This is a genomic window from Niveibacterium terrae (assembly GCF_048213115.1).
In the GTDB taxonomy this organism is placed as follows: Bacteria; Pseudomonadota; Gammaproteobacteria; order Burkholderiales; family Rhodocyclaceae; genus Niveibacterium; species Niveibacterium terrae.
This window is the reverse complement of record NZ_CP172404.1, coordinates 2,903,331-2,929,805: the sequence shown is the minus strand read 5'-3', so window position 1 is coordinate 2,929,805 and position 26,475 is coordinate 2,903,331. Positions and strand designations below refer to the sequence as shown.

The 26,475-nt window shown below is 62.0% G+C and carries 25 protein-coding genes; 11 read left to right on the top strand and 14 right to left on the bottom strand.

The window, feature by feature from the left end; genetic code table 11:
• Nucleotides 1-39 precede the first annotated feature (39 nt).
• A complete protein-coding gene (locus ACHFB9_RS13575; RefSeq protein WP_417067824.1) occupies nucleotides 40-1,188 on the bottom strand; it encodes an iron-containing alcohol dehydrogenase in 1,149 nt (382 codons plus the stop codon).
• Between the two features lie 130 nt (nucleotides 1,189-1,318).
• Here ACHFB9_RS13575 and ACHFB9_RS13570 point away from each other — a divergent pair, with 130 nt between their 5' ends.
• Together ACHFB9_RS13570 and ACHFB9_RS13565 are read left to right on the top strand one after the other, a co-directional pair.
• A complete protein-coding gene (locus tag ACHFB9_RS13570; RefSeq protein WP_417067822.1) occupies nucleotides 1,319-2,278 on the top strand; it encodes a LysR family transcriptional regulator in 960 nt (319 codons plus the stop codon).
• Between the two features lie 153 nt (nucleotides 2,279-2,431).
• On the top strand, nucleotides 2,432-2,644 hold the full coding sequence (locus ACHFB9_RS13565) for a dodecin (RefSeq protein ID WP_417067821.1): 213 nt from the start codon (nucleotides 2,432-2,434) through the stop codon (nucleotides 2,642-2,644).
• A gap of 90 nt (nucleotides 2,645-2,734) precedes the next feature.
• On the opposite strand, the gene ACHFB9_RS13560 is transcribed toward ACHFB9_RS13565, so the two are convergent.
• On the bottom strand, nucleotides 2,735-3,991 hold the full coding sequence (locus ACHFB9_RS13560) for an MFS transporter (protein WP_417067819.1): 1,257 nt from the start codon (nucleotides 3,989-3,991) through the stop codon (nucleotides 2,735-2,737).
• Nucleotides 3,992-4,162: 171 nt separating this feature from the next.
• On the opposite strand from ACHFB9_RS13560, the gene ACHFB9_RS13555 reads away from it, so the two are divergent.
• Both ACHFB9_RS13555 and ACHFB9_RS13550 read left to right on the top strand, forming a co-directional pair.
• Nucleotides 4,163-5,050: a LysR family transcriptional regulator gene (locus ACHFB9_RS13555; protein WP_417067817.1), complete on the top strand. Its 888-nt coding sequence runs from the start codon at nucleotides 4,163-4,165 to the stop codon at nucleotides 5,048-5,050.
• Nucleotides 5,051-5,455: 405 nt separating this feature from the next.
• Nucleotides 5,456-7,477, top strand: a complete 2,022-nt coding sequence (locus ACHFB9_RS13550; RefSeq protein ID WP_417067815.1) for a bacteriohemerythrin — start codon at nucleotides 5,456-5,458, stop codon at nucleotides 7,475-7,477.
• Here ACHFB9_RS13550 and ACHFB9_RS13545 read toward each other — a convergent pair.
• The 3 genes from ACHFB9_RS13545 to ACHFB9_RS13535 are packed head-to-tail and all read right to left on the bottom strand — an operon-like array spanning nucleotide 7,474 to nucleotide 8,755.
• A complete protein-coding gene (locus tag ACHFB9_RS13545) occupies nucleotides 7,474-7,845 on the bottom strand; it encodes a zf-TFIIB domain-containing protein (RefSeq protein WP_417067813.1) in 372 nt (123 codons plus the stop codon). The two genes, ACHFB9_RS13550 and ACHFB9_RS13545, sit on opposite strands and share 4 nt — an antisense overlap.
• Before the next feature lie 2 nt (nucleotides 7,846-7,847).
• Nucleotides 7,848-8,027, bottom strand: coding sequence for a cation transporter dimerization domain-containing protein (locus ACHFB9_RS13540; protein ID WP_417071387.1), 180 nt, complete (start codon nucleotides 8,025-8,027; stop codon nucleotides 7,848-7,850).
• Nucleotides 8,000-8,755 carry a cation diffusion facilitator family transporter gene (locus tag ACHFB9_RS13535; RefSeq protein ID WP_417067811.1) on the bottom strand — a complete coding sequence of 252 codons (756 nt, stop codon included), beginning with the start codon at nucleotides 8,753-8,755 and terminating at the stop codon, nucleotides 8,000-8,002. Before ACHFB9_RS13535 ends, ACHFB9_RS13540 begins: the two co-directional genes overlap by 28 nt.
• 205 nt (nucleotides 8,756-8,960) lie before the next feature.
• Here ACHFB9_RS13535 and ACHFB9_RS13530 point away from each other — a divergent pair, with 205 nt between their 5' ends.
• A complete protein-coding gene (locus ACHFB9_RS13530) occupies nucleotides 8,961-9,143 on the top strand; it encodes a hypothetical protein (protein ID WP_417067810.1) in 183 nt (60 codons plus the stop codon).
• 106 nt (nucleotides 9,144-9,249) lie between these two features.
• Here ACHFB9_RS13530 and ACHFB9_RS13525 read toward each other — a convergent pair whose 3' ends face one another.
• Nucleotides 9,250-10,497 carry a replication-associated recombination protein A gene (locus ACHFB9_RS13525; RefSeq protein WP_417067808.1) on the bottom strand — a complete coding sequence of 416 codons (1,248 nt, stop codon included), beginning with the start codon at nucleotides 10,495-10,497 and terminating at the stop codon, nucleotides 9,250-9,252.
• A 288-nt stretch (nucleotides 10,498-10,785) separates the two neighbouring features.
• On the opposite strand from ACHFB9_RS13525, the gene ACHFB9_RS13520 reads away from it, so the two are divergent.
• The 4 genes from ACHFB9_RS13520 (at nucleotide 10,786) to ACHFB9_RS13505 (ending at nucleotide 15,520) form a co-directional block, all read left to right on the top strand.
• Entirely contained in the window at nucleotides 10,786-12,138 is a 1,353-nt protein-coding gene (locus ACHFB9_RS13520) for a tetratricopeptide repeat protein (RefSeq protein WP_417067807.1), read from the top strand.
• Between the two features lie 187 nt (nucleotides 12,139-12,325).
• On the top strand, nucleotides 12,326-13,177 hold the full coding sequence (locus ACHFB9_RS13515) for an aldo/keto reductase (RefSeq protein WP_417067806.1): 852 nt from the start codon (nucleotides 12,326-12,328) through the stop codon (nucleotides 13,175-13,177).
• A 66-nt stretch (nucleotides 13,178-13,243) separates the two neighbouring features.
• Nucleotides 13,244-14,635, top strand: coding sequence for an NAD-dependent succinate-semialdehyde dehydrogenase (locus ACHFB9_RS13510; RefSeq protein ID WP_417067805.1), 1,392 nt, complete (start codon nucleotides 13,244-13,246; stop codon nucleotides 14,633-14,635).
• Nucleotides 14,636-14,833: 198 nt separating this feature from the next.
• Nucleotides 14,834-15,520, top strand: a complete 687-nt coding sequence (locus tag ACHFB9_RS13505; RefSeq protein ID WP_417067803.1) for a DUF4405 domain-containing protein — start codon at nucleotides 14,834-14,836, stop codon at nucleotides 15,518-15,520.
• 50 nt (nucleotides 15,521-15,570) lie between these two features.
• Here ACHFB9_RS13505 and ACHFB9_RS13500 read toward each other — a convergent pair whose 3' ends face one another.
• Entirely contained in the window at nucleotides 15,571-16,473 is a 903-nt protein-coding gene (locus tag ACHFB9_RS13500) for a LysR family transcriptional regulator (RefSeq protein ID WP_417067801.1), read from the bottom strand.
• Nucleotides 16,474-16,572: 99 nt separating this feature from the next.
• Here ACHFB9_RS13500 and ACHFB9_RS13495 point away from each other — a divergent pair, with 99 nt between their 5' ends.
• Nucleotides 16,573-17,211, top strand: a complete 639-nt coding sequence (locus tag ACHFB9_RS13495) for a flavodoxin (protein WP_417067799.1) — start codon at nucleotides 16,573-16,575, stop codon at nucleotides 17,209-17,211.
• A gap of 114 nt (nucleotides 17,212-17,325) precedes the next feature.
• On the top strand, nucleotides 17,326-18,483 hold the full coding sequence (locus ACHFB9_RS13490) for a metallophosphoesterase (RefSeq protein ID WP_417067798.1): 1,158 nt from the start codon (nucleotides 17,326-17,328) through the stop codon (nucleotides 18,481-18,483).
• Between the two features lie 115 nt (nucleotides 18,484-18,598).
• On the opposite strand, the gene ACHFB9_RS13485 is transcribed toward ACHFB9_RS13490, so the two are convergent.
• The 7 genes from ACHFB9_RS13485 to rhaB form a co-directional block, all read right to left on the bottom strand.
• The gene (locus tag ACHFB9_RS13485; RefSeq protein WP_417067796.1) at nucleotides 18,599-19,750 is read right to left on the bottom strand and encodes an iron-containing alcohol dehydrogenase; all 1,152 of its coding nucleotides are present in this window, start codon (nucleotides 19,748-19,750) and stop codon (nucleotides 18,599-18,601) included.
• Nucleotides 19,751-19,890: 140 nt separating this feature from the next.
• Nucleotides 19,891-20,745, bottom strand: a complete 855-nt coding sequence (locus ACHFB9_RS13480; RefSeq protein ID WP_417067794.1) for a helix-turn-helix domain-containing protein — start codon at nucleotides 20,743-20,745, stop codon at nucleotides 19,891-19,893.
• Nucleotides 20,746-20,953: 208 nt separating this feature from the next.
• On the bottom strand, nucleotides 20,954-21,781 hold the full coding sequence (gene rhaD, locus ACHFB9_RS13475; protein ID WP_417067793.1) for a rhamnulose-1-phosphate aldolase: 828 nt from the start codon (nucleotides 21,779-21,781) through the stop codon (nucleotides 20,954-20,956).
• A 116-nt stretch (nucleotides 21,782-21,897) separates the two neighbouring features.
• Nucleotides 21,898-22,212: an L-rhamnose mutarotase gene (gene rhaM / locus ACHFB9_RS13470; RefSeq protein WP_417067792.1), complete on the bottom strand. Its 315-nt coding sequence runs from the start codon at nucleotides 22,210-22,212 to the stop codon at nucleotides 21,898-21,900.
• 11 nt (nucleotides 22,213-22,223) lie between these two features.
• Nucleotides 22,224-23,258, bottom strand: a complete 1,035-nt coding sequence (rhaT, locus tag ACHFB9_RS13465) for an L-rhamnose/proton symporter RhaT (RefSeq protein WP_417067791.1) — start codon at nucleotides 23,256-23,258, stop codon at nucleotides 22,224-22,226.
• A gap of 73 nt (nucleotides 23,259-23,331) precedes the next feature.
• Nucleotides 23,332-24,585 carry an L-rhamnose isomerase gene (locus ACHFB9_RS13460; protein ID WP_417067789.1) on the bottom strand — a complete coding sequence of 418 codons (1,254 nt, stop codon included), beginning with the start codon at nucleotides 24,583-24,585 and terminating at the stop codon, nucleotides 23,332-23,334.
• A gap of 23 nt (nucleotides 24,586-24,608) precedes the next feature.
• On the bottom strand, nucleotides 24,609-26,084 hold the full coding sequence (rhaB, locus tag ACHFB9_RS13455) for a rhamnulokinase (RefSeq protein ID WP_417067787.1): 1,476 nt from the start codon (nucleotides 26,082-26,084) through the stop codon (nucleotides 24,609-24,611).
• Nucleotides 26,085-26,475: the final 391 nt, after the last annotated feature.

The following is a 26,475-nucleotide window of genomic DNA, read 5'->3' as shown; positions in this document are numbered from 1 at the left end:
GCAATTCTCCTGGTTTGATGGTTTCGGTTCGTGTTCGACTTAGAGCGCGCGCTTCAGAATCTCGGCCAACACGCTTTGCGTGTAGGTTTCGGCCAAGCCAAACCAGGCTGCATTGCCCTTCAGGTTTTCGAGAATGGCCGGCAGCTCGGCTTCGGTGATGCCCAGTTGCGACAGGCGGGTCGGCGTGCCGATCGAGTCGAACCACTTTTCCAGCGCGGCTATACCTTCTTCCGCCGTCGGCAGGCCGAAGACCTGCTTCGCGAAGCGCTTGAACTGTTCGGGATTGCGGCCGTGGTACCACTTCATCCAGGCCGGCATCACGACCGACAGGCCAGCTCCGTGCGGCACGCTGAAGAGCGCCGAGAGCGAGTGTTCGATCATATGGTTCGGGTAGCCGAAGCCCGCGGTCCCCGAATAGATCAGACCGTTTAGCGCCTGGGTCGAAGCCCACGCAAACTCGGCGCGTGCCGGATAGTTCGCGGGATCCACCAGCAGGATTCCGGTGGTCTCGATCACCGTGTTGATGATCGCTTCGACCATGCGCGAGTGAAAACGCGGCTGCACGGTGGCGGTGAAATAGCCTTCGATGGCGTGGGCGATGATGTCCGCAGCCGAGTACACAAGGTAGTCGCGCGAGACGGTCTGCATCAGCGCGGGATTGACGATCGAGACCTTGGGGAAGGTATGCACGGAGCCGATCGCGAACTTCTCCTTCGTCTCTTCGTTGGTAACCACGGCGCCGTTGTTCATCTCGCTGCCGGTGGCGGCAAGCGTCAGCACGTCGAAGATCGGCAGCGCGGCCTGGATGGTGGCTTTGCCGATGAAGAGATCCCAAACGTCTCCGTCATGCATCACGCCGGCGGCAATCGCTTTGGAGCTGTCCAGCACGGAGCCGCCGCCAACGGCCAGAATGGCCTCGACCTGATGCGTTCGCGCCAGTGCGATCCCTTCGCGCACCTTTGAAATCACAGGGTTGCTGACGATGCCGCCGCATTCGACGAAGGCGATGCCTTGCGCGGCGAGGCTATGGGTCACGGTGGCGAACAGGCCGTCACGCTTGATGCGGTCGCTGCCGTAGGTCAGCAGCACCTTCTTGATGCCGTGCTCGGCGAGGTGGCGGCCGATCTGCTGTTCCTTGTCGATGCCGAAGTCGATCTTGGTCGGATTGAAAAAAGTGAAGTTGTCCATCTGTGTCTCCTGATGCTTGAGAGGAAAGACTTGAAGGACTGCACTTTAGGTTTCAGATAAACATCGAACTAGACGGATAGGCTTTGAATGATTTACAACCAAAAAGTACAAATAAAGCGACGGAGGAGTTGTGTCGATCAATGAAGTGCGCTCAATCACCACTTTCGTGAGGGCTGTTGAGCTGGGCAGCTTGAGCAAAGCGGCCGAAGCCCAGGAAATCTCGCCGCAGGCTGCAAGCAAGGCCTTGAGGCAACTGGAGGCCTACCTCGGCGTCCGTCTGTTTCATCGCACGACGCGGAGCATGTCGCTCACGGAAGAAGGGCAACGCTTCCTGGAAGCGGCTCAGCCGGCATTGATCGGTTTGCAGCAAGCCTTGCTGACGGTGCGACAGACCCAAATAGACATTGCCGGTCCGCTGCGCATCACGGGGCCTCGCACCGTATTTCAATCGATCATCGGTCCGGTTCTGGATGAGTACATCCGACTCTATCCGGAAGTTCAGCCTGACCTGCAGTTCGATGACCGCATATCCAACTGGGTGGAAGAGCGCGTCGATGTCGGTTTTCGTTTGGGGCATGCGCCGCAGGAGGGGCTGATAGCCCGTCGCTTGCTCCCCTTGCAGCTGATCATCTGCGCAGCCCCCTCTTATCTGAAGAAATACGGCGCGCCGCAGACGCTTTTCGATCTCGCCAGCCATCGCTGCAGTGCCTTTCGCCGGGCCTCGGATGGCCGCGTCGTGCCCTGGAGCGTGAAAGTTGGAGACAGCATTCAGGACCAGCCTGTCAAACCAGCGTTTTGCACCAACGACGAGGCCTTCGAGCTGCGGACGATACTGGCCGGCGAGGTGATCGGCCAGCTTGCCGCGCCAAGCGCGGCTGCTCTGATCCGGGCAGGAAGACTTGTACCCTTGCTGGTCGATCATGTGGCGGACAACTACAGTCTGTACGCCTACTACGGTAGCCGAGCTGCCGTCCCGGAACGGGTGCGACGCTTTATCGAACTGGCGCTTGACCGGCTCACCGATAACAAAGACTTCTTTTTGAGCGCAGAGGAACTGGCCTGTGCTGCCGCAAGACCCTTGCCAGATTAAGACCGTAAGCTCCGAGCGCGCTTTACGAATCCTTTCCGTCGGTGGGGCTTGTCACTGTGGCCGTCGATCAGGTCTGGCCTTCGGTCCGCTCCGGATCTATACATCAGCGGATGCGGGCGAGCCCTTGCTCGTCCGGAATGAGAGGGCAAAGCCATGTCGGATCACGTCTATAAGCTCATCGATGTTGTCGGTTCTTCGGCGCAGAGTTCTGATGAAGCCATCCGCAATGCGATCGAGACCGCCGCCAAGTCGATCAAGCACATCGAGTGGTTCGAAGTGGTCGAAACCCGTGGCCATGTCGTCGATGGCAAGGTTGCCCACTTCCAGGTCACGGTCAAGATCGGTTTTCGGCTCGACTCGCACTGATCGCCTGCGACAGCAAAAGCGTTTTGGGTGTGATGAACAAGGGCCGGTCCCGCGGGGGATCGGCCCTTGCTGTTTGGCGCTTAGCCGTTCTCAGGCTTGTGTGGGGGAGCCGAGCCGGACCGCGAATGCCGCCAGCGAGGCAACCGTGGCCAGACCGGTCACGGCGATCCAGCCGAAGTGCGCGAGCAGAGCGCAGCCCAGAGCGGAGCCCGCGGCCATGCCGATGAACATGCCGACGAAGAGCACCGCATTCAGACGGCTGCGCGCGCCCGGCTCGATGCTGTAGACGATGCTTTGGTGCGCGATTAGCGAAGCCTGCACGCCCAGATCGAAGGCGATGGCGCCGCAGCCGAGCAGCCACAGCTGCCCGTTTGGCGACAGCAGAGGGCTCAGACACAGGGCCGCGAAGGACAGAGCGCTCAGCGCGGTGCCGAGGCGGGTCACCAAGTCCGGCCCCTTGCGGTCGGTCAGCTGGCCTGCCAGCGGAGCGACCAGAGCGCCCGCGGCGCCGGCCAGGCCGAAGGATCCTGCGACCGCGCTACCCAAGTGGAAGGGCTCGGCGTGCAGCATGACGGCCAGACAGGACCAGAAGGCGCTGAAACCCATCGAGAGCAGGCCTTGGGCAAGCGCTGCCTGGCGCAGGGCCTTGTGCCGGCGCAGCAGATCGAGCAGCGAGGCCAGCAGGGCCCGATAGGGCAATTGGGTGGTCGGTGAAAATCGGGGCAGGGCGCGCCAGGCCGCGATGCCGATCAGCGCGACCGCGGCGGCAGCGAGCAGGAATATCGCTGGCCAGCCGAAGTGCTCGGCGACGAAGCCGCTGATCACTCGCGAGAGCAGGATTCCCAGCAGCAGACCGGTCATCACGGTGCCGACGATCTTTCCTCTCTGCTCCGCGGGGGCAAGGGTGGCCGCGGCAGGCACGATGTCCTGGGCGAGGGTGGCGGTCAGTCCCACGGCCAGGCTGGCAAGCAGCAACATCGGCAGCGAGGGGGAGAGCGCGCAGGCCAGCAACGCCGCGACCAGCAGTGCGGATTTGACCAGGATGATGCTGCGTCTATCGTGCCGGTCGCCGAGCGGGACGAGGAGCAGGATACCCAGCGCATAGCCCAGCTGGGTCAGCGTGGGAACCCAGCCGATCGCGCCGCTGCTGGCGCCGATCGCGCTCGCGAGGATGCCGAGCATGGGCTGGCTGTAGTACAGGGAGGCGACGGCCAGTCCGGCTCCCGAGGCCAAAAGAAAGACCTGGCGCGATGAGGGCTCAGCGGTGGTCGGCAGGGCGCTGAGGGTTTCGAGCCGGTTTGGGCTCAGGGCGGCCTGGCCGTCATGCGAATATTGGATGAAAGACATCGCTAACTCCGGTTGCTCTTCGATGGGGCGGAGTTTGGTGCTTAAGTCTTGCAATCGGTAGTGCCGCATCCGGAAGATTTGTTATACATTTTCCGTATGACAAGGCCTATGAACGCTTCTTCTGATCAGCCCCGTCCCGCCGCTTCCAGCTCTGGCGACAGGATTGATTTGATGCAGACTTTTGTCCGCATCGTCGAGGCGGGCAGCCTCTCGGCGGCCGCGGCTCAGCTGGGGAGCTCCCAGCCGACGGTCAGCCGGCGCCTGCAGACGCTGGAGCGGTCGCTGGGTCTGCGCCTGTTGCAGCGGACGACCCACACGATGAGGCTGACCGTGGACGGGGAGCGCTGCTACGAGCGGGCCAAGGAGCTGCTGGCAAGCTGGGCCGCTTTTGAATCCGATCTGCGCGGCGCGGGCGAAGAGCCCGAGGGCGTGCTGAGGGTGTTGGCGCCGCACGCCTTCGGCCAGGAGCGGCTGGTCACGCCGCTGGCCGAATATCTGAAACGCTATCCGCGGATGAGCGTCGAGTGGACGCTCCACGACGACCGCGCGATCCAGGATTTCATCGCGGCCGGCATTGACTGTGCGATCCAGGTCGGAGAGGTGAGCGATCCGGGCCTGGTGGCGATCAAGCTGACCGAGGTGCCGCGCATCGTCGTCGCGGCGCCTTCCCTGTTGAACGGAGCGCCGCCCCCCGAGCACGCGGCCGATCTGGCCACTCTGCCTTGGCTGGCGCTGCGCACCTACTACCGCAATGAGGTGAGTCTTCGCCATGCGCAGACTGGCGAGCTCAAGCGCTTTGCGATCTCGCCGCGGATGAGTACCGACAGCCTCTACGCATTGAGAAGCGCGGTCCTGTTGGGGCTGGGAGTCGGCATCGGTTCGGCCTGGGTTCTGGCCGACGACCTGGCTGCCGGGCGCCTGGTCCAGCTCGCCCCGCAGTGGCAGGCCAAGCCTCTGCCGGTGAGCCTGGTCTATCCGTATGCGCGTTTTTATCCGGCCCGGCTGCGTTGTTTCGTCGAGATGATGAGGCCTGCCGTGCCTTCGGCCGTCGCCGGATGAATTCTGGCTGTGTCTTATCGTCGCTCCTGACTTGAACTACCAGCCTGTTGCGATGTCTGGTCGGCAGCTAGGGCGGGAATGGGACGAGGCAAAGAGAGCTGCGATGGAGCAAGGTTTTGATCTCGGCCATGAGTGGGTCTTCCCCGGATGGTGAATGCAGTCGTGGCAGGCTATACACAGTGATGCGGTGGGACTCCAGAGCCCTTTCGGTGGCTTTGTTGTCTGCGGTTCCTGAAACCATGCAGGGAGAAGGCGATGATCGTTGGCGCTCTGTTCGGAAGGGGCTCGTTGAGGGTTCGCTTGCTTGTTGCTCCTGCCGTATCTCTTCTTGGTTTCATTTTTCTCGGAGTCTTCGCTCAGCAGACGATAGTTAACAACCTCCGCTCGGATAAGGAGACGCAGCTGATGTCCGTGGTCGAGCTGGCCACGGGAGTGTTACAGCGCTATCAGGCGCTCGAAGCGGCTGGGCAGCTTTCGCGCCAACAGGCGCAGGATGAGGCGAAAAAGAGCCTGTCTGCCTTGAGATACTTTGGAACCGAGTACTTTTGGATCAACGATCAGGGCGAACCCTTCGCCAGGATGATCATGCATCCGACCGTTCCGGCCTTGAACGGGCAGTTGCTGGACAAGGAGAGCTTCCTGAAGGCGACCGAGATGTATTCGGTCGATGGCCGGCAACGCGAAGGCCTCAACAAGGTCAATCTGTTTCAGGCCTTCGTGTCCGTCACCAAACGCCACGGCGAAGGCTTTGTCACCTATGAATGGCCCAAGCCCAGAAAAGAAGGCGGAGTGAGTCAGGAGCTCTATCCCAAGCTCTCCTACGTCAAGAGCTTCGCTCCTTGGGGTTGGATCGTCGGCAGTGGCCTCTACATCGATGATCTGGATGCCCAGGGGGGGAGGGTGGCCAAGCTGATAGCGGTCCTCACCATTGGGATTTCGATCTTGACCCTAGCGGTTGCGTTGCTTGCGCGGCGGCGAATCTTGAACGAGCTGGGGGGGGAGGTCAGCACCGCGTTGGACGCGACAAAGCGAATCGCTTCGGGCGACCTCGTCACGCTTGTCGAGAACGGCTCCGCTCCGGCCGGGAGCATGCTCTCGGCTCTCGAGGGAATGCGCGGGCAGCTCGATATGCTGGTCAGCGAGATGGCCAAGAATTCTCGAGTGCTGTCGACCGACATGGCAACCCTGACCTCGGAGGCGTCGAGCATGGGAGCCCGGCTCTCTTTGCAGAAGGACACCTTTGACGAGGTGTTGTCCGTTGTCGAGCGGATGCAGATGCAGATGCAGCACTTGTTCGATCTCGCTCGCGAGACGGAGGCGAGCAGCCGATCAATAGCTTCGCGCTCTCAAGAGGGTGAGAACATGATGGGAGGGACGACGGAGGGAATGAATCAGGTTTCTCTGATCATGGCGCAGTCGTCAAAAGATGTCCAGGTTCTTGCGGACCAGGCGCGCGCGGTCGGCAGCGTCGTTGTGACAATCCAGGAAATCGCCGAACAGACCAATCTTCTGGCTTTGAATGCGGCCATCGAGGCGGCGCGAGCCGGTGAATATGGGAGAGGTTTTGCCGTCGTTGCCGATGAAGTCAGAAAGCTCTCGGGAAGGACGAGCGGAGCGACTCACGATATCGCGACGACGATAAAGAATATCCAGGCCAAGGTTCTCGATGTTGTCCGCGAGATGGATTCCGCCCTTCCCGTTGTCCAATTCGGCGTCGATTCCGCGAACAAGACGGCGAGCTTGCTCGCGGACTTTCGGCTGGAGGCGGATAGGGCCTTTGGCAAGATGGAGGAGTTCAGCCGGGTTGTCAGCGCCGAAGTCGCCAACGCCAGCAATGTTGTCAATATCGTGACTCAGTCGATCGAGATTACCGAACAGGCCGTCAAAATGGTCGATGGCGCGTCGCAAGTCGCCGCCAAAGCCGATCGCACCGCGGAGGCGCTTGCGCATCAGGCTCTGCGCTTTCAGGTCAGCTCTTCCGGCGATTCACAGAGCGATGAAGGGGCTCCCCATGCCGTTGCTCTGGAGTGGTCGCCGCGCCTGATGGTGGGCGAAGTCTCGATCGACACCCAGCACCGGCGTCTGGTTGGCTTGTTCAACGAACTCAACGAAGCGCTGCACAGGACGGGGACCGAGCAAAAAATCGGCCGTGTCCTGGATGATCTCCTCGAATACACGCAGTTTCACTTCGCGCACGAAGCCAGCTTGATGAAAAAGTATAACTATCCGGAGAGTCGCTCGCATCTCGCCTTGCACGATGATCTGGTCAAGCGCGCGCTTGAATACAAACAGCGTTTTGTGGCGGGAGAGCCTGTCGGTGCGGAGCTGATCACTTTTGTCCGTGACTGGCTGACTCAGCACATCCTGAAAACCGACAAGGCCCTGGCCAGCTACATCAACAGCCATTCCGCTTCGCCTCGTCACTAGACTGAGTTGCTCGGGATTGTGCCGTGACGCTGCGATTGCCCTGGATGCGGAGTGCGTGTGACCTCAATCGAACAAATCTCGCCAGAACGAAGAGCGGCGGTGTTCGTTGTGCCCGCGACCATGCTCATCGTGGCCATGCTCATCGCGACCACGTTCGTCGTGGCGGCCCCACCCGGATTCCGTGACTTGGATTGATACGGCGATGGTGCTGTTGATGGGGGGCGCTCGGACAGGAGTGTTCGTTCGATGATCTTGTCGAGTTCTCCGCGATCCAGCCAGACGCCTCGACAGCTCGGGCAGTAGTCAATTTCAATGCCTTGACGTTCGGTCATCGCGAGTTCAATGGTCTTGCAGGCGGGACAAAGCATGGTCAGTTCCTTTGAGTCGAAATATCGGAGGACGGGTTTTCGCTGAACGGTTCGACATGAATCACGGTATCCGTTTTCTCGAATACGCGGGTGATCGCTTGTTCCAGTGCATCACACAGGGGGTGGCTGACGGCCACGCTTGTCTCCGGTGGCATCAGACGCTTGAACTCGACATGTCGAATGGCTCCCGATTTTCTGGCTCGCAGTGACGTGTGGCGGGCGAACTCGGGCAGGGGGGGGTGATTGCGCTTTCTATCGCAGCCAGATCCTCCGCGGGCAATGCGGCGTCCATCAGACCGTCTGCAGAGCGGCGCAGGATACTGATGCCGGTCTTGACGATGTTCGCTGCGACCAGCAGAGCAACCACCGGCTCAAGGATTTTCCACTCGGGCCTGAAGATCAGGACGCCCAACGCAATAACAACTCCGACCGAGGTCCAGACATCCGTCAGCAGGTGATGGGCGTCTGCTTCGAGCACGATGCCGTCGTGCCGGCGGGCATAACGCAGCAGAACAGTTGCAACGATCGCATTGAGCAAAGAGGCCAGCAGTGAGATCGCAATCCCCAGACCGATCTGGCCGGGAAGCTCCGGAGAAAACATTCGCTGCAGAGCCGCCCACCCGATCGAAAAGGCGGCGACAAGAATCAAAGCGCCTTCCAATCCACTGGAAAAGTACATCGCCTTGTCATGCCCCCAGGGGTGGGAGCGATCCGCGAGACGTTCCGCGACGATCAATACGATCAGGGCAACGCTTGCGGCGACCAGGTTGACGAAGGACTCGACTGCATCCGAATAGAGACTGACCGAATTGGTCAGAAAGTAAGCACCGAACTTCAGGGACAGCGTGGCAATCGACGTAGCGATCGACAGAACTGCCAGTTTTTGTGCGGGAGAAAGTGTCCAGGTCACGGTGCAGATGTCCAAGGGTAAAGGTCGGATTCGGCAAACCAAGCAGGCCGGACAGAGAGCATCAGGTGCGCGAACGGGTGCATTTTTGCAACGGTGCGCGCCGACCTACGAATACATGGAATCGTTCCGCGAACAGATTTCCCGTTTGACGGTGGGACTTTTTCCCAGTAGAGGGGCAAGGAAGAGGCGGGCAAGGTTGCGCGACGTGGCACGGCTGATGGGCGATGAGCCAAACGATCTGCGGCGCATTCTCCATCGGGTCTCCGAAGGCGATCTGGGCCGTCTGCCTGCGCTCGAAGCCCTGGGCGAGCGCCTCAGCCGCAATGTCGAGCAGTTGGCTGGGGCGATCATTTACGCGACTCTGGTGGTCTGTGGCGCTTTGTGCTGATCCTGACTCCGCATGAACACTTCGGAAAGCACCTTGTCGGTTCCATCAGGATCACTCTGGGGATTTTCGGGATGCTCGCGACCGTGATTGGCCGCTCCCGCCGGCCCTAGCTGCCTCCGTTGATCCCGGCCTCCCGTTCCTTCAAGAGCCTCATCTTTTCCGCGATATCGACCTCCAGTCCTCTGGGGGCGGGCTGATACCAGCGAGGAGTCGGCATCCGGTCCGGGAAGAAGGTCCGCGGATCGGCCGGTGACCGATCCTCCGCGTGGCGGCGCAGGCGGGCGGGAAACCCGAAATCCCTGTTCTGCGCCGCATAGGCTCTCGCTTGCATGAAAGCGGTCGCGCTGGCGTTGCTCTTGTCCGCGGCGGCCAGATAGATCACCGCCTGACAAAGAGCAATTTCGCCGTCCAGACGGTCCTCGTGTTCGCAAGTCGCCGCGGCCGCGCTGCTGATCTGCAGCGCGCGGGGATCGGCGAGCCCCACGTCATCCCTCGCCATGCACAGGATTCGCCGAGCCAGATAGCGAAGATCGGCGCCCCCATCGAGCATACGGCAGAGCCAATAGACCGCGGCATCGGGGTTCGATCCCCTGACCGACTTGTGCAGTGCGGAGATCTGGTCGTAGAAATGGTCCCCTCCCTTGTCGAAGCGCCGCCTGCCGGGAGGAAGAAGGGGCTGGATGAAATCCGTCGAGATCTCCGTGCGGCCGCTCGCCCCGGCGGCTGTGGCGCATTGCTCGAGAAGGTTCAAAAGTCTTCGCGCGTCACCATCGGCATGATCGATGATCATTTTCAGACCATCCTCGCTGAATCTCAGGTGGCCCAGGATTCTTTTTAGGGTGCTATCCAGCAGTTTGCGCAGTTCGCTGCTCGATAGCGATTTCAGGATATAAAGCCGGGTCTGGGCGAGCAGGGCCGGGCTGAGCGAAAACGAGGGATTCTCGGTCGTCGCGCCGAACAGCGTGAGCAATCCGCTTTTGACGTGAGGCAGCAGGGCTTGCTGCTGGGTCTTGTTGAAGCGATGGATTTCATCGACGAACAGGATGGTCGCTTGCCCTTTCGCCGAATTGAAGCGCGCCCGCTCCACCGCGGCGCGGATATCGGAGATGCCGGCGATCACCGCGGACAAGGCGATGAAGTCACCGCCGGCCGCCTGAGCGGCCAATCGGGCCAGAGTCGTCTTGCCGGTCCCCGGTGGTCCCCAGAGGATCATCGAATGCGGCTTGCCTGACTCGAGCGCGCGCCGGAAAAGTTGGCCTTTGCCCAGCAAGTCGGACTGACCAAAAACCTGATCGAGGCTCTTGGGTCTCAGGGTTTCGGCCAAAGGCCCGGCCGAACCATCGCTAACGGACATGCCTGTTCCCGGAAATCGGTCCTGAATCGCCCGGCTCATGCGGGCGCAGTTTGTGAAAGGCCGAGTGGCCTGATCGAGGAGCACACATTTAATCATCTTTCAGCGACCGCCGGAGGGATCTTGCCGGGTCCCGGGGCCAGAGGGGCATCTGGCTGCATGGATCGATAACACAGTGAGAGCCCGCAGACCATCAATTTTTGATTGTTTCTCGTTCAATGCCTGATGGACTAGTCCGGTGAGGGCAATCGACATAGAGTGCGTTCCGCTCCTTCCCCCCTGATCGCTCCAATGTCCGCACAAGATCCCCTGCCTGACAGTTTCGCCGCCCGCGCTGCTATTGAATGCGCATTGAGTGCACAGCAGGCGGGGCGGCTGGACGAAGCCGAGTCGCAATTTCGCCTTGTCTTGCAGCGCTCGCCTGACCATCCCGACGCACTGCATCACCTCGGCATTCTGCTGAGCCAGAAAGGCCGGCCCGATGAAGCCGTCGCGCTGGTGCGCAAATCCCTGGATCTGGTTCCGGACGCGAGTGGCTGGCATAACAACCTGGGGAATCTGCTCGCCGCCCAGGGGCGCAATGCTGAAGCCGCCCAGACGTTCATCGCTGCGCTGCAGATCGATTCAGAAGATCCTGTCGTCTGGAACAATCTGGGGGCCGTGCTGCTGCGCGAGGATCAACTGGAGGAGAGCGGGACGGCTTTCGAGAATGCCCTTTTTCTCGACCCGCGGTTCGAGGATGCGCTGATCAATCTGGGCCATGTTCAAACCCGGCAGGGCAAAAGCGAGGAAGCCGCTCATAGCTATTGCTCGGCCTATGTTTTGCGCCCAAGTTCCGACAAGCCTAAAAAAATGCTCGGCACAGCCTATTACACGCTGGGCAGAATCGGCGAGGCGGCGGAAATCTATCATTCCTGGTTGCAGGAGGAGCCGGACAACCCGATCGCGCGGCATCTCTGGGCCTCCTGTTCGGGCCATGATGTGCCAATTCGAGCCTCTGACGCCTACCTCGAAACGCATTTCGACAATACGGCCAGGGATTTTGACGCGAATCTGCTCAGGGATCTCGCCTACTGCATCCCGGAGAGGGTCGGTCTGGCGCTGACGAAACTGGCGGTGCCGGCCAATTCGCTGCGCGTTCTCGACGCAGGATGTGGCACGGGGCTTTGCGGGCCTCATCTTGCACCGTTTTCCCGGAACATGGTCGGCGTGGATTTGTCGGGAAAGAGTCTGGCGCTTGCCGGGGAAAAGGGCCACTACACCGAGCTCGTTAAAGGCGAAGTCGTGGCCTACCTCTCCGCGGCGGTGGCGCGCTTCGATCTCGTCGCGGCGGCCGATACCTTCATCTATTTTGGTGATCTGACCCCGTTCCTTATGGCTGCGGCGGGCGCGCTCGGCGACGCCGGTTTGCTGATGGCTTCGGTCGAGGAGTGCCGGTCCGGCTTCAAACTGAATCCGAGCGGTCGCTATAGCCACAGTCGGGAATACGTCGAGACGGCATTCATCGCGGCGGGCTTCGAGCTTCTCTCGATTACGGCTGTCGACATCCGCTTTGAACTCGGCAAACCGGTTGCAGGCCTGTTTGTCGTCGCGCGCAAGGCCGGTGTGGGCGCGCTCTCCCTGATTGATGACTTCAGTTCATAAGTCCATGCGCGCTGTGGCGGCTAATCAAACGCCGCCGTCCTCGGTAGATTGTTCCTCTCCACCAAGGGGGGGCGAGAGGGCTCAGTTGCCAGGATGTTCCTCTGTCAAACATGGAAATGGCTTCGCCGCCTCCCCCGCCGTCCTTGCCCGTCAAGGATCCGAAGCCGACACAATTGAAGGAATACGCGTGAAAAAAGTCATCCTCAACAACGGCGTTGCAATGCCTGTTCTTGGTTTTGGCGTCTATCAGATCAGGGATGAGGCCCAATGCGAACAGGCGGTAGTCGATGCGCTGGCGACCGGGTATCGGCTGATCGATACCGCGGCGGCCTATCTCAACGAAGAGGCAGTTGGCAGGGCGATCGCGCGCAGCGCTGTGCCGCGCGAGGATCTCTTCATCACGACCAAGCTGTGGATTCAGGATGCGGGCTATGAACGCACCAAAAAGGCATTCGCCAAATCCCTCGAGCGCCTCGATCTCGACTATCTGGATCTCTACCTGATCCACCAGCCTTGCGGAGACGTTTATGGTTCTTGGCGGGCGATGGAGGAATTGTACAAAGAGGGCAGGATTCGCGCGATTGGCGTCAGCAATTTTCAGCCCGATCGCCTGATGGATCTGATCGTGCACAACGAAGTTCCGCCCGCCGTCAATCAGGTGGAAACCAATCCGTTCTGCCAGCAAACCAGCAGTGCCCAGTTCATGCATCACAACAAGGTGCAGATCGAGTCTTGGGCTCCGTTTGCGGAAGGCCGAAACAATCTGTTTGAGAACGAGACGCTGCAGTCCTTGTCCCGCCAATACGGAAAATCCGTCGCTCAGATCGTGTTGCGCTGGTTGATCCAGCGGGACGTAGTCGTCATTCCGAAGTCTGTCAGCAAGGCGAGAATTGTTGAAAATTTCGATGTCTTCGGTTTCGAATTGAGTGCCGCGGATATGGACAGGATAGCCGCGCTGGATACGCGCGAGAGCTGTTTCTTCTCTCATCGCGATCCTGAAATGGTCAAGTGGCTGGGTGGCGTCCACTACGAAATCTGAATCAAACAAATCTCTTCCGTGCGGTGCGGAGGAGTGCAGAAAATTTCAAATATAGAGGACTAGACAATGAGTTACGAAACGATCAATCCGTATACCGGCGAGCTTGTCCAGAGCTTTCCGTTTGCAACCGATGCCGGAGTCGAGTCGGCGATCACTGCGGCCGATCAGGCTTTTCAAGCCTGGAAGACGAGCACCTTCGCGCAGCGCGCTGCCGTGATGCGCAACGCCGCGGTGCTGCTGCGCCGGCAAAAGCGGAGCTTCGCCGCGCTGCTGACGCTGGAGATGGGCAAGCTGGCCGGTGAGGCTGAAGCCGAAGTAGAACTGTCGGCGCAGATCCTCGAGTACTACGCCGTCCATGCCGAGGCGCTGCTGCGCCCGAGCAAGCTCGAGTCGAGCGATGCCGCGGTGCTGGAGGCCAAAGTGGTCCACGAGCCGCTGGGCGTTCTGCTGGCCATCGAGCCGTGGAATTTCCCCTATTACCAGATTGCCCGCATCATCGCGCCCCAGCTCTCGGCCGGGAACACGATGCTGCTCAAGCACGCTTCCAACGTGCCCCAATGCGCTGCGGCCTTTGAAAAGCTGATGCTGGACGCCGGACTCCCCAAGGGCGGATTCCAGAATCTGTACGCGACGCGCGCTCAGATCGAAACGATCATCAACGATCCGCGCGTGCACGGTCTGGCCTTCACCGGCTCCGAAGAGGCGGGAGCCTCAGTGGCTTCTCTGGCGGGCAAGGCGCTCAAGAAAGCGACTCTGGAACTGGGCGGCGCCGATGCCTTCGTGGTGCTGGCCGATGCCGATCTTGCGAAGACCGTCGATTGGGCCGTTTTCGGACGGCACTGGAATGGTGGCCAGGTCTGCGTGTCCTCAAAGCGCATGATCATCGTCGACGAGATCTACGACGAGTTCCTGCGCCAGTACTCTGCGAAAGTCGCGCAGCTGCGCATGGGGGATCCCGCCGATCCGGCGACGACCCTGGCGCCGCTGTCTTCCCGGCAGGCCGCGCTCGAAGTGCGCGAGAAGATCCAGCAGGCCGTCTCTTATGGCGCGAAGGCGACCGAAGTGGGGGCGGACGTTCCTCGGATGGGCGCTTTCGTTCGGCCGACCATTCTGAGCGAAGTGACTCCGGACAATCCGGCCTACCGCTGGGAGTTCTTTGGCCCGGTCTCGATGCTGCTGCGTGCCCGGGACGAGGAAGACGCGATCCGGATCGCCAACGACTCCCCGTTCGGCCTGGGCGGCTCGGTCTTCACAGCCGATACCCGGCATGGTGCGGAGGTCGCCGCGCGGATCTCGACGGGCATGGTCTTCGTCAATCATCCAACCATGGTCAAAGCCGATCTGCCCTTCGGTGGCATTCGCCGTTCGGGGCATGGACGAGAGCTGATCGACCTCGGATTGATGGAATTCGTCAATCACAAGCTGATCGCGGTTGCCGACATCGATGCCGCTTTCTGAGCCGCCGAGCGTAGATTTGGCTATCTCTCGATGAGACGCCATGAACAAAGCGCATCGGCTTTTCTCTGACGCCGCATCAAGGCAGACCCCGGGGCTTTGCCGCCCCGGGTATTTTTAGATGCGAAGGGATGTCGTGAGATGAAACCGAATACGCGCGTGAGCCGGAGATTGATCAAGAGGCTGTCGCTCGATGCTTTGATGCTTGCGCTGATCCTCGTCGAGTTTGCCTATCCGCTCACCGGGAATCTGGCGCATGAGCTGATCGGGATAGGGATGCTGATCCTGTTCCTCGTGCACGGTGGCTTGAACTGGCAGTGGTTCCAGACTCTGCACAAAGGCCGCTACAACGGATTGCGCCGGGCCCGCGTCAGCGTCAATGCCCTGCTGCTGGCCGCCGCGCTGCTGCTGATTCTCAGTGGGCTGCTCAATTCGCATTTGCTCTCTTCGCTCGCGGGTTTCGAATTCCATGCCTTGTCCCGTGAACTTCACACCGCGGCGGCTTACTGGTTTCTGATCCTGATGGCGGTCCATTTGGGGCTGCACTGGAAAACAGTCCTCGCAGAGGCGAGGAATCTGCTGGGATGTGCGAGGTCTTCGCGCCTTCGCCGCTTCGCGCTGCGGGCCTTTTCAGCGGCCATCGCCATCGCCGGAATCCATGCTTCATTCGAGCGGGGCGTTCTGTCGAAACTGACTGCCTATTACTCCTTCGACTACTGGGATTTTGATGGATCTGTTGCCGGTTTTTTTATTCAGTACCTATCAATCGTGGGTCTATATGCGTGCTTGGCGTACTATGCGCTGCAATGGCACACGAGCCGGAAGCGCTCGCCCGGGAGGCTTCGTTCCGGGCTCCTGTCGGCGATCGGCGCATTCCGGAAAAGATGATTCGTTGCGCCGTAACGCCTATGACCTGAGAAAGAACTGATGCGCGACTATCAACGAACCTTGCCTTTGTAGCGCAAGGCATCGACGAGCAGCGCGAACGCGGGTGAGGACTGGCGCCGGCTCGGATAGTAGATGTGGTAGCCCGAAAAAGGCTGGCACCAGTCGTCGAGCACCCGGACCAGGCGCCCGGCGGCGACGTGTTCGAGCGCGACATCCTCGGGCAGGAAAGCCAGGCCGAATCCGGCCAGGGCCGCTCGGAGCCGCGGTGTGCTGCTGTTGAAGATCAGCTGGCCGTCCGTGCGCACGTTCAGGCTCTGGCCATCCTTCTCGAAATCCCAAACGAGCAGCCCCCCGTAGGTCGGCAGCCGGATGTTGATGCAGTCGTGCTGGGTCAGCTCTGCCGGCGTCAGCGGCGGCGGCCGGCGAGCGAAGTAGGACGGCGAGCCGACAACGGCCATGCGCAGGTCAGGACTGATGCGCACCGCGATCATGTCCTTGGCGACCTGGTCGCCGAGGCGGATCCCCGCGTCGAAGCGCTCCGCGACGATATCGGTCATCCCGTAGTTGAGGTTGACCTCGACCTTGATGTCCGGATAGTCGGGCAGGAATTTCTCGAGCGCGGGCCAGAGCACCGTGTCGGCGGCGTGCTCGGCAACCGTGATCCGGATCGTGCCCGCGGGTTTGTCCCGCATCGCGCTCAGCGCGGCCAGCTCGGTTTCGATTTCCTCGAAGCGCGGGCCGATGTTCGAGAGCAGGCGCTCGCCCGCTTCCGTGGGTGAGACGCTGCGCGTCGTCCGAGTCAGCAAACGGATGCCCAGCCTGGCTTCAAGCCCTCTTATCGTATGGCTCAACGCCGATTGGGAGACTCCGAGCTGAGCGGCCGCGCGGGTGAAGCTCCCCTCGCGCGCAACGATGACGAAGGCGAGCAGGTCGTTGAAGTTTTCGTGCGCCATTCATGAGTCCAGTTCATAAGACCATGCGCATCATAGCGGCTAATCAAAGACCAATGCGCTCGGTAGATTCTCCTCTTTGCTCTCTCGAGGAGAAGACGAATGGCACAGGATCAGAAAAGTGACCGGGCGGTGGGAGTTTCCCGGCGGGGCGTGTTGAAAGTGGCCGCAGCCGGGGCCCTCGCGGGAGTTGCCGCGACTCTGCTCTCTGGTCAGTCTTCGGCTTCAGCCGTCAGGAAGAGGACGGGCAAGACTCTGATCGTCTACTTTTCGCGCACCGGCAATACGCGTGAAGTCGCCAATCAGATCCAGCAGAGGGTGGGGGGCGACTTCTTCGAAATCCGGACGGCGCACAGCTATCCCAAGGAATACCGGGCGACCACCGATCAGGCCAAGCGGGAACTCGAAGCCCGTTTCCGGCCCCAGCTCGTCGGCGATATCAAGAACATCGACGCCTACGATGTGGTTTTCCTCGGCTATCCGAACTGGTGGGGAACGATGCCGATGGCGCTTTTCTCATTCATCGAAAAGTACAAGCTGGCCGGCAAGACGCTGATGCCGTTCTGCACGCACGAGGGAAGCCGGCTCGGACGTAGCGAGGCGGATCTGAAGGCGCTCTGCCCGAATTCCACGGTCCTCGAAGGGCTTGCGCTGCGCGGTGGAAACCTGGCCAACGTCAAGGCGGAATCCGCTCACCGGGAGGTCGCTGAGTGGCTCCAAAAGATGGGCCTGGTCGGCTAGCAGGCAGGCTTTCCGCCCGGAATGAGCGATACTGGTTTCCGCTCATCCCGGGCTCGGGCGGGATGAGCGCCCGGCCCATTGACCCCATCTTGAGCGGTAAGCGCAAGGATCGCGATGCTTCACATCATTACGGGTTTGATCTGTGTCTATCTGGTTTTGCGGCTGGTTAAGCCTGCCTCGTGGAGCTTCGCTCGCAAGTGCTGCGCCGCGTTGAACCTGCTGTTCATTTCGCAATATCACCTCTTCGTTCGCATCGCCTTCGGAACCCTGGTGTCTCCCGAATGGCCTCTGGCCGTGCAGTGGGTCATGGGCTGGTTGTTCGGCGGTTTCATCCTGCTGGCGGCTTTCACGCTGCTCGCCGATGTCGTTGCCATCGTGTTCAGGCGGCTGCGCAGGGCGGGCTTTGCGCGGACTGTCCCCCTTTTCTTTCCCCGTCGCGCCCTGGGACTTTGCGTCCTCGCATTTACCCTCTCAGGAATCGGAGTCTGGCAGGCGGTTCGCGTGCCGGACGTTCGTCATCTGGAAATTCCGCTCGCTCGCCTGCCCGCCGAGCTGGACGGTTTGCGCCTGGTTCAGATCTCCGATCTGCATGCCAGTAGTCTTTTGCGGGCGCCGTGGGTTGGCGCGGTCGTCGCCAAGGCCAATGGCTTGAAACCGGATCTGCTGCTGGTGACCGGAGACCTGATCGACGGGACAACCGGGCAGCGTGCTCCAGATGTGGCGCCCTTGCGGGCCTTGACGGCCAGGTTGGGCGTGTTCGCGATCCCGGGAAACCATGAGTATTACTCGCGCTACGAGCAGTGGATTCCCGCCTTCCGCAAGCTGGGACTGCATATGCTGCTCAATGAGCATGTGCTGCTCCGCGACAAGGGCCGCGCCTTCGTGTTGGCCGGGCTTACCGACCGGGTTGCGTCAAGATTTTCCGAACCGGAACCGGATATCGCCGCGGCGCTCGCCGGATCGCCGCAAGGGCTGCCGGTCATCCTGATGGCTCATCAACCGGGCGGGGCGGGGAGCAATGCCCGAGCCGGCGTCGATGTGCAGCTCTCCGGCCACACGCACGGAGGCCAGATCATCGGCCTGAGCCTCTTCGCCAAGCTCTTCAATCAGGGCTTCGTCTCGGGCTTGTACCGGGTCGGCGCGATGCAGCTCTACGTCAGCCGCGGAACCGGCCTCTGGGGCGGCTTTCCGATTCGTCTCGGCGAACCGTCCGAGATCACCGAAATCGTGCTCAGGGCGGCGCCCGCCGCGCGATCGCGCCCTCAGGAATAGCTCAGCGCCCAGACGAAAGGGCTTGCCGACCGGAGGGCGGGGCGGTGAGAGCTCCCGCCAGGCAGGGCAAGCCGGCCCCGGCCTGAAAACGCCAGCCGCGGCAGATCAAGCCGCTTCAGAGTGCCTTTAGGTAAAGGTTTTCGACTTCGACATCGCTTGCCGCGACCGGGGCGCAGCCGGTACACGGATCTTCCTGCGCCGGGCGGATCCAGGCCGCGATGTCCTCACGCTTGACGCCGAGCTCGGCAAAGCCTTTCGGGATCCCGACCCTGACCGAGAGTTCGCGGATCAGGCGGATCGCAAGTTTGGAGGCCTCCTCAAGCGAAAGCCCGTCCGTCTGTCCGCCCATCGCCTGGGCGATCGCTGCGAAGCGCTCCTCGCGGTGCGGGCGGTTGAACTCGCTGACGACCGGCAGCAGGATCGCGTTGCAGACGCCGTGCGGCAGATCGTGGGTGGCGCCAGGCTGGTGAGCCAGAGAATGGACATAACCCAAGCCTGCGCTGTTGAAGGCCATTCCGGCGAGAAACTGCCCGTGGCACATCATCGTCCTGGCCTCGAGATCCTTGCCGTCATCGACGGCCTGCGGCAGATGGCGTGCGATCAAGCGGATCGCCGCCAGCGCCGAGTGGTCGGTCAGCGGATGGGCGGCTTTCGATACATAGGCTTCGACCGCGTGCGTGAGCGCGTCTATGCCGGTCGCGGCGGTGATCGAGGCGGGCAGGCCGAGCATCAGTTCGGGGTCGTTGACCGCGAGGTCGGGGATGATCGCCGCATCGATCAGCACCATTTTCACATGCCTGGCGGTGTCGGTAATGACCGCGTTGCTGGTCACTTCGGCCGCCGTGCCGGCCGTCGTCGTGATCGCGACGAGCAGCGGTCCGCACTTGCCGATGTTGCCGACTCCGGCCAGCTCATGGACGCGTTTGTCGGGATTCGCGACGAGCGCGCGCACGGCCTTCGCGGTGTCGATCGAGCTGCCGCCGCCGAAACCGATGATCGCATCGCCGTCGGACTCCCGGAAGGCCGCGAGCGCCGCTTCAGCGACATGGTCGGTCGGATTCGGTCGGACGGCGTCGAAGACGGTCGGTGCCAGACCCGCCTCGCGCAGCGAAGCGAGCAGGGCATCGACGAGCCCATGTTTGAGCAGCTGGGGATCCGTCACCAGCAGCGGGCGGCGAATACCGCTGCGCTGCAGGAAAGGGGTGACCTCGAGCACGCAGCCGGGGCCGGAGAGGCTGATCTTGGGCAGGCACAGGGAAAAACTCATCGGATACTCCATTCAGGGACAGTAAGCTTGTTCCGGCAGCGATGCGACCGGAAAGATTCGCTCCGTCTGCGGGCAAGGCTCGCCCTCAATGCCGGCGCGCGGCACCTGGTTCAGGCTGACGGAGCGGGAGAAAATCTGCGCTAGGACGCGCCGGGAGGCGTCGCGGTTTCGACGCTCCGCCGGTACTGCAGCGGGTTCATGCCGACTTCGCGGTGGAAGCGGCTGGTGAAATAGTTGCTGTCGTTGAAACCGCAGGCGAAAGCGATCTCGGTCACCGGTTTTTCGGTGTTCTTGAGCAAGCGCATCGCATGGCAGATGCGGATGCGGTTCAGGTAGCTGTTCGGCGACAGGCCGGTGACTTCGGCGATCTTGCGGCTCAGCGTGCGCAGTGGGATGTCGAAGTGGGCGGCGAGCTGATCCCAGTCGACCTCCTCGTCGAAGTGGCTGTTCAGGTGGCGCAGCATGCCTGTCAGTCGCTCATCCTTCTCCTGCTGAGACGATTGCTGCTGAGCTTGGCCGCGCCACAGTTCTATCATCAACTGGCCGAGCAGCAGCTCTATCATCTGGTCCGAGTACTCGGACGGATTTTCGGACTCCTCGGTGATCCGGTTGAGCAGACCTTCGATGCGCTTGAGCGTGCCGGCGCCGACGACATAGGGGCCATCTTCCTCGCCGGCCTTCTGGGCGAGCATCTTCACCAGAGATTCATGGCTCACATGCTTGAAGCGGGACGGCAGGATCAGCACGTTGGTCAGATGCAAATCGTCGAGCTGATCGAGCAGGTGGCTCTGACTGGCGCGCACATAGAAGATGGAGCCGCGGCAGACAGGCGCCGGATTGCCATTGATGTAGTTCATGCCGCTGCCCGAGCGCGCAATCACGAGCTCGTCGAACTCGTGCACATGCTCGGGGTAGGACCACTGCGGCGAACGCTGCAGCACCGACACCACTGTCTCCGGATTGCGGAAGTACTCGTCGCGAGTCAGCGTTTCCATCATCTTCTCCCTACTCCGCTACGCAGCGGCGCCCGGCGCTTGGCGAGAGCCTCTGCTCGGATTGCGCCGCCTTGGCCCCGACAAGAAGCTCTCGTGATCAGATCGCGAGCGTCTGGCCTGAGCCTGCCAGCCCATTTGACCTGGCTCAACCGTCGAGGTCCTTCCTGCCCCTTCGCTGCTTGCGGCGCCGCGGGCAGGTTTCCGGCGATCACAGCCCGAAGGTCTCCTTGAGTTCCTGCATCGCCTGGGCGCTCACACCCTCCGGTTCAAAACCTGCCGCGAGGCACTTCAGGAACAGCTTGGCCCCCTTGTTCGCCACGTCGATGAAGTCGTAGGCGGTGAGCGCATCGCGACCGGTTGCCACCGCGCCGTGCTTCTCCCACACGGCGACGTCGTGACGGCGAAGCTTCGCCGTCGTCCCCTCGGCCATCGCTTTGGAACCCGGCATGCAGTAGGGCACGATACCGATGCCGCGTGGTACGAAGGCACGCACTTCGGGCAGCATCTTCCAGCACACATCCGTGTAAGCCAGCTCGTCGTGCGCATATTTCGGGTGGTGCGAGAGCGCGATCAGCTCAAGCGGGTGGGTATGGATAACGCAGCGATCCCCTGAGCCCGAGCGGAACTTGTCCATCACGATCTCGACGTGGGAGATGAACTCACTGGTCGGTCGGAAGTCTGGTTGGCCGCGCCCCCCCCACAGAATGTGATAACCCTCGGCCTTGTCGTCGATGCGCAGCACGCAACCGGCCAGATCCGGGGCGCGCAGCTCGCGGATCCGCTCGCCTGTGCCCTTGACGAAGAAGATGTGACCGGCGGCATCCGTTGGGAATGAGCCGCTGCCTGCCGCCACACTCAGAAGGCAGTGCGGAAACTGCGACAGGTCGCTAGGTGGTTCGCCGAAGATCTCGGTCAGATCGACCGAGATGTTGCCGCCATTGCGTTCGGCCCACTCGCGCTGCCACAGGTAGGCCGAGATCTCGACGACCTTCTCGATTTCGGCTCTGACGGCCGGGTTCAGTTCTATCGTGTTCATGTTCAGTCCGGTGTTCGTTTTCTTGGATTCAAGGGGGCAATCTAGCCAGGCTGTCCGTCCTTCGCCTTGATTTCCCGGCCAGGCGCGTGGGCGCCTGGCCGAAGAGCACAGAGGCATCAGGGCAGATGGAAAACCTCGATGAGGTCGCGGCTGACGGGGCTGTCGTCCGGATTGGTGGGCATGATGTCCTTCATGTACGCCCACCATTTCCTGCAGCTCTCGGTACCCGCGATCGCGTCCCAGCGCGCTTGATTCTCGATTTCGACGTAGGCGAAGAGCTGACTGGTCCGGGGATCGAGGAAGATCCCGTAGTTGCCGGCGCCGTGCGCCTTGAGCGTCGTGACCAGCTCAGGCCAGATCGCGGCGTGGCGGCGCTGGTATTCGTCGTGTGCGTCGGGCTTCACCGACATCAGGAATGCCTTGCGTATCATCGCTACTCTCCTCAGTTGGCCGCCATGCCCATGCCGACCAGGTTCGCCGCCGCGATGATGACCAGCATGCCGCCGCACAGGATCATGACCGGGCGCGAACCGACGCCCTTCCATTCGGCAAGCAGCAGGCCGACGAGGCCGCCGCAGAACACGTAACCGCTCATGTGCAGCATCCAGTTCGCGAACGAGAGTTCGTGCGGGATGCTCGCTTCACCCCAGGCATAGAAGAAGAACTGCAGGTACCACATGATCCCGCCGGTCGCGGCGAGCAAGGCGTTGATCGCCAGCCCGCGGGCCGGTTGCGACAGATCGGCGCGGATCGACAGCTCTGGCTTCGTCGCGAGCCGGATCAGACAGTAGGCGAAATTGACCAGCGCTCCGCCGCCCATGATGATCCCGTAGCTTGGCAGCATCGCGTAGAGCGGATCGATGCCCAGCGCGAGCGAGGCCGCCTTGATCGGACGTCCCGCCTCGAGACCGAAGGCGAAGCCGGCCGAGAAGATGCCGCACATCACAGCGAGGCACAAACCCTTCTTGAGATTGAAGTCCTGGGTCTGAGTGCCCAGCCTCTTTTCCTTCTGGTGTCCTGCATAGGTGACGATCGCGATGCCCACCAGCGCCACCAGCACGCCGACCAGCGTGATCTGTCCGCTCGGCGTCGCGAGCATCGTGCCGAACTCGCCGCGAAGGATGGGCGGCATCAGCGTGCCGACGACGAGCGTCACGCCGATCGCGATGCCGATACCAAGCGACATGCCCAGATAACGCATCGTCAGACCATAGTTGATGTTACCGACGCCCCACATCGCGCCGAACAGGAACATGCCCCAGAACGCCTTGCTGTCGACGACGCTGTAGAACGAACGGAAGTCGTCGATCAGGAAAGAGGTGACGATCCACGGGAGCAGGATCCACGAGAACAGACCCGCGAAAGCCCAGGTCGTCTCCCACGACCATTTCCTGACCTTGCTGATGGGGGCGTAGAACGACGCCGCGGATGCTGCCCCGACGAGGTGCCAGCCTATACCCGAAACGATTGCCGACATGCTGTTGTCTCCTTATCTTATTTGTTGTCCATATTGGGCGCCGCCGGCCGTCGAGGGTCAGCGGCGCTTCCGTTCAACGACGCTTGACCAGGACCTCGGCCTCGTACTTCTTGACGGTCGCCAGCCATTCGGCGCCGATACCGACGCCCTGGCGCTCGCAGTACTGATCCCACACGGCGCTCCACGGCATGCTCTTCAGCTCCTCGAACAGCGCGAAGCGCGTCGTGAAATCCAGTTCCGCCTCGGCGCGCCGCAGCGTTTCGGTCGGCTCGAGCAGCGCGCGCAACAACGCCTTTTTCATGTTGCGCATGCCGATCACCCAGGCCGCGATCCGGTTGATCGACGCATCGAAGAAGTCGAGCCCGATGTGCACGCGTCCGAGCAGCCCGTTGCGGACGATCTCGCTGGCGATCGCCTGCGTCTCGTCGTCCAGCGTTACCACGTGGTCGGAATCCCAGCGCACCGAACGGGTCACGTGGAGCAGCAGGTCCTGGACGAAAGGCTCGACGGCGCTGATCTTGTCGGACACGACTTCGGTCGGGTGGAAGTGGCCGGCGTCGAGGCAGAGGGCGGTCTTGCGCGACACTGCATAGGCCATGTAGAACTCGTTCGAGCCGACCGTATAGCTCTCGGCGCCTATGCCGAACAGCTTGCCTTCGACCGCGACGAGGTGGTGTGCGGCCGGCACGTTCGCGGACATGATCTCGTCGAGAGCGTCGAGCAGGCGCTGGCGCGGAGCCAGGCGGTCGGCCGGCTGATCTTTCATGCCGTCCGGGATCCAGATGTTCATCACCGACTTGGTGCCGAGTTCCTGACCGAAGTAATCCGAGATCCGGCGCGAGGCGATGCAGTGATCTATCCAGAAACGGCGGATCGCCGGATCGGGATGGGCCAGCGTCATGCCGTCGACGAACTTCGGATGCGAGAAGCAGCTTGGGTTGAAGTCCAGGCCGAGCCCGCGCGACTTCGCCCACGCAACCCAGCGTTCGAAGTGTTTCGGCTCTATCTTGTCGCGGCTCACCTTCTCGTCGCTGTCGATGTAGAGCGCGTGCAGGTTGAAACGCTTGCGGCCCGGGATCAGCGCCATCGCGGCTTCAGCATCGCTGCGCAGTTCCTCGGCGGTGTGCGCCTTGCCCGGATAGTTGCCGGTGGTCTGGATGCCGCCGGAGAGCGCCACATCGGGGAATTCGAAACCGACCACGTCGTCACCCTGCCAGCAGTGCATTGACACGGGGATCGCATCGAGCGCGGTGAGGGCGGCCTCGGTGTCTATGCCGATCTCGGCAAAACGGGTCCGGGCTTCGTTGTAGGCAGTGCTTGTGTTCATGTTCAGGTCCTTTGAGGGTGGGTTCATTGCGCGACGGGGACGGCACGGCACAGGTCCTGGAACCTGTTCCAGTGGCGCTCGACGCTGTCCGAGACATCCGGGTGCGGCAGCACGGTCTCGCTGGCGAAGCCATGCCGGATCAGGCTGCGGATCGCGGCAAGGTCGGCGAGCGCACCATGCGCGCGCAGCTGGGCGGTGATGTTTCCGAGCGCTGAGGCCTCCACGGGGCCAGCGATCACCGGCAGAGCGCAGAAGTCGGCGCAGAGCTGATTCAGGAAGCGGTTCTGGCTGCCACCGCCGACGATATGGATGCGCTTGAAGCGGCGGGTAGTGATCGCTCCGAGCTCAAGCAGCGTCTGACGGTAGAGGAAGGCGAGGCTCTCGAAGATGCAGCGGGCGGCCTCGCCGGGGCCCTCTGGGGCTCCCTGCCCGGTCTCGAGGCAGAAGGCGCGGATCTGCTCGTACATCGACGGCGGATTCAGGAAGCGGTCGTCGTTCGGGTTGATCAGAAAGCGCAGCGGCGGCGCAGCTTCGGCCTGAGCGGCAAGCTCCGCGAACGAAAGGGCAGGGAAGGCGTCGCGCAGGCGTTGCACGAGCCACAGACCCATGATGTTCTTGAGCACGCGATAGCTGCCATCGACGCCACCTTCATTGGTTACGTTGGCCGCGAGCGCCAGCGGATCATTGCAGGCTTGCCCGCTCTCAAGCCCCATCAGCGACCAAGTGCCCGAGCTGATGAAGACGGAGTGCTCGTCCTCGAGCGGCACCGCGACGACGGCCGAAGCCGTGTCGTGCGTCGCCGGCAAGACGACTTTGACGCGCTCGCCGCTCTTCGCGGTCCACTCGCCGACCGTCCGGCCCGGCTGGCTCAGCGGCAGGAACCACTGCTCCGGCACACCGAGCTTGCGCAGCAGCGGACGGTCCCAGTCGCGCGCCTTCAGGCTGAGGAGCTGGGTCGTGCTGGCGTTCGTGTACTCGCAGCTGAGCCCGCCACCGAGTCGGTAGTGCAGGTAGTCGGGCATCAGCAGCAGCGTCTTGACGCGCGGCAGCCAGTCCGGGTTCTCCTTCTTCAGCGCGGCGAGCTGGAAAATCGTGTTGAACTGCATGAACTGGATACCGGTGCGGGCATAAAGCTCCTCGCGGCCGACAGCCGCGAGCACCTGATCCATGACCCCATCGGTGCGGTGGTCGCGGTAGGACACCGCCTGTCCAAGCAGGCGCCCCTCCTGGTCGAGAAGCACGTAATCCACGCCCCAGGTATCGACGCCGAGCGAAGCGGGGGTGATGCCACGCGCGATGATCGCGTCGAGACCCTGCTCGATCTGCGCGACGAGATCCTCGGTGTCCCAGCAGTCGTGTCCATCCCGGCGCAGAAAGCCGTTCGGGAAGCGGTGGACTTCCTCGATTTCCAGCGTGGCGCGCTCGCTATCGTGGCGGGCGAGGAGCACGCGGCCGCTGGACGCGCCCAGATCGACGGCGGCTACGTGGGTGATTGTCATGACTTGCGCTCCAGATCCTTTGCTTGAGTGAGCGCATGTTAGAAACCGCTCTGGATCACGGCCTTATAAATAAAGCCATATGAGGCGATAAATTGGCCAAATCCTTCGAGGGCGAGAACTGGACGGCCTTTGCGACGTTTCCCCCGGGCCCCGGACTGCTCCCGACTTGAGCGGGATCAAACCGGGGACGGCCGGAAGCCCGGGAAGCGGCCGCCAGGCAGGCCCGTCCGGCCATCCTCGCCGGTCTAGCTTCCGATCTGCTGCGCCGTCGCGCGGATGTCGCCGTGCAGAGCGCTGCCTTTGCGAGGATCACGCTGAGCGCGGCCGCCGCCCAGGCTTCTCGCGTTCAGCGGTGAGGGGCGCGCCGGGGGGCTGAACCCCGCGCGATTCA

Excerpts from the sequence above, each read along its gene's own strand:
- ACHFB9_RS13575 (WP_417067824.1), bottom strand. The coding sequence starts at position 1,188 with ATGGACAACTTCACTTTTTTCAATCCGACCAAGATCGACTTCGGCATC.
- ACHFB9_RS13565 (WP_417067821.1), top strand. The coding sequence starts at position 2,432 with ATGTCGGATCACGTCTATAAGCTCATCGATGTTGTCGGTTCTTCGGCG.
- ACHFB9_RS13560 (WP_417067819.1), bottom strand. The coding sequence starts at position 3,991 with ATGTCTTTCATCCAATATTCGCATGACGGCCAGGCCGCCCTGAGCCCA.
- ACHFB9_RS13555 (WP_417067817.1), top strand. The coding sequence starts at position 4,163 with ATGCAGACTTTTGTCCGCATCGTCGAGGCGGGCAGCCTCTCGGCGGCC.
- ACHFB9_RS13550 (WP_417067815.1), top strand. The coding sequence starts at position 5,456 with ATGTCCGTGGTCGAGCTGGCCACGGGAGTGTTACAGCGCTATCAGGCG.
- ACHFB9_RS13545 (WP_417067813.1), bottom strand. The coding sequence starts at position 7,845 with ATGCTTTGTCCCGCCTGCAAGACCATTGAACTCGCGATGACCGAACGT.
- ACHFB9_RS13525 (WP_417067808.1), bottom strand. The coding sequence starts at position 10,497 with ATGTCCGTTAGCGATGGTTCGGCCGGGCCTTTGGCCGAAACCCTGAGA.
- ACHFB9_RS13520 (WP_417067807.1), top strand. The coding sequence starts at position 10,786 with ATGTCCGCACAAGATCCCCTGCCTGACAGTTTCGCCGCCCGCGCTGCT.
- ACHFB9_RS13510 (WP_417067805.1), top strand. The coding sequence starts at position 13,244 with ATGAGTTACGAAACGATCAATCCGTATACCGGCGAGCTTGTCCAGAGC.
- ACHFB9_RS13505 (WP_417067803.1), top strand. The coding sequence starts at position 14,834 with ATGCTTGCGCTGATCCTCGTCGAGTTTGCCTATCCGCTCACCGGGAAT.
- ACHFB9_RS13500 (WP_417067801.1), bottom strand. The coding sequence starts at position 16,473 with ATGGCGCACGAAAACTTCAACGACCTGCTCGCCTTCGTCATCGTTGCG.
- ACHFB9_RS13495 (WP_417067799.1), top strand. The coding sequence starts at position 16,573 with ATGGCACAGGATCAGAAAAGTGACCGGGCGGTGGGAGTTTCCCGGCGG.
- ACHFB9_RS13490 (WP_417067798.1), top strand. The coding sequence starts at position 17,326 with ATGCTTCACATCATTACGGGTTTGATCTGTGTCTATCTGGTTTTGCGG.
- ACHFB9_RS13485 (WP_417067796.1), bottom strand. The coding sequence starts at position 19,750 with ATGAGTTTTTCCCTGTGCCTGCCCAAGATCAGCCTCTCCGGCCCCGGC.
- ACHFB9_RS13480 (WP_417067794.1), bottom strand. The coding sequence starts at position 20,745 with ATGGAAACGCTGACTCGCGACGAGTACTTCCGCAATCCGGAGACAGTG.
- rhaD (WP_417067793.1), bottom strand. The coding sequence starts at position 21,781 with ATGAACACGATAGAACTGAACCCGGCCGTCAGAGCCGAAATCGAGAAG.
- rhaM (WP_417067792.1), bottom strand. The coding sequence starts at position 22,212 with ATGATACGCAAGGCATTCCTGATGTCGGTGAAGCCCGACGCACACGAC.
- rhaT (WP_417067791.1), bottom strand. The coding sequence starts at position 23,258 with ATGTCGGCAATCGTTTCGGGTATAGGCTGGCACCTCGTCGGGGCAGCA.
- ACHFB9_RS13460 (WP_417067789.1), bottom strand. The coding sequence starts at position 24,585 with ATGAACACAAGCACTGCCTACAACGAAGCCCGGACCCGTTTTGCCGAG.
- rhaB (WP_417067787.1), bottom strand. The coding sequence starts at position 26,084 with ATGACAATCACCCACGTAGCCGCCGTCGATCTGGGCGCGTCCAGCGGC.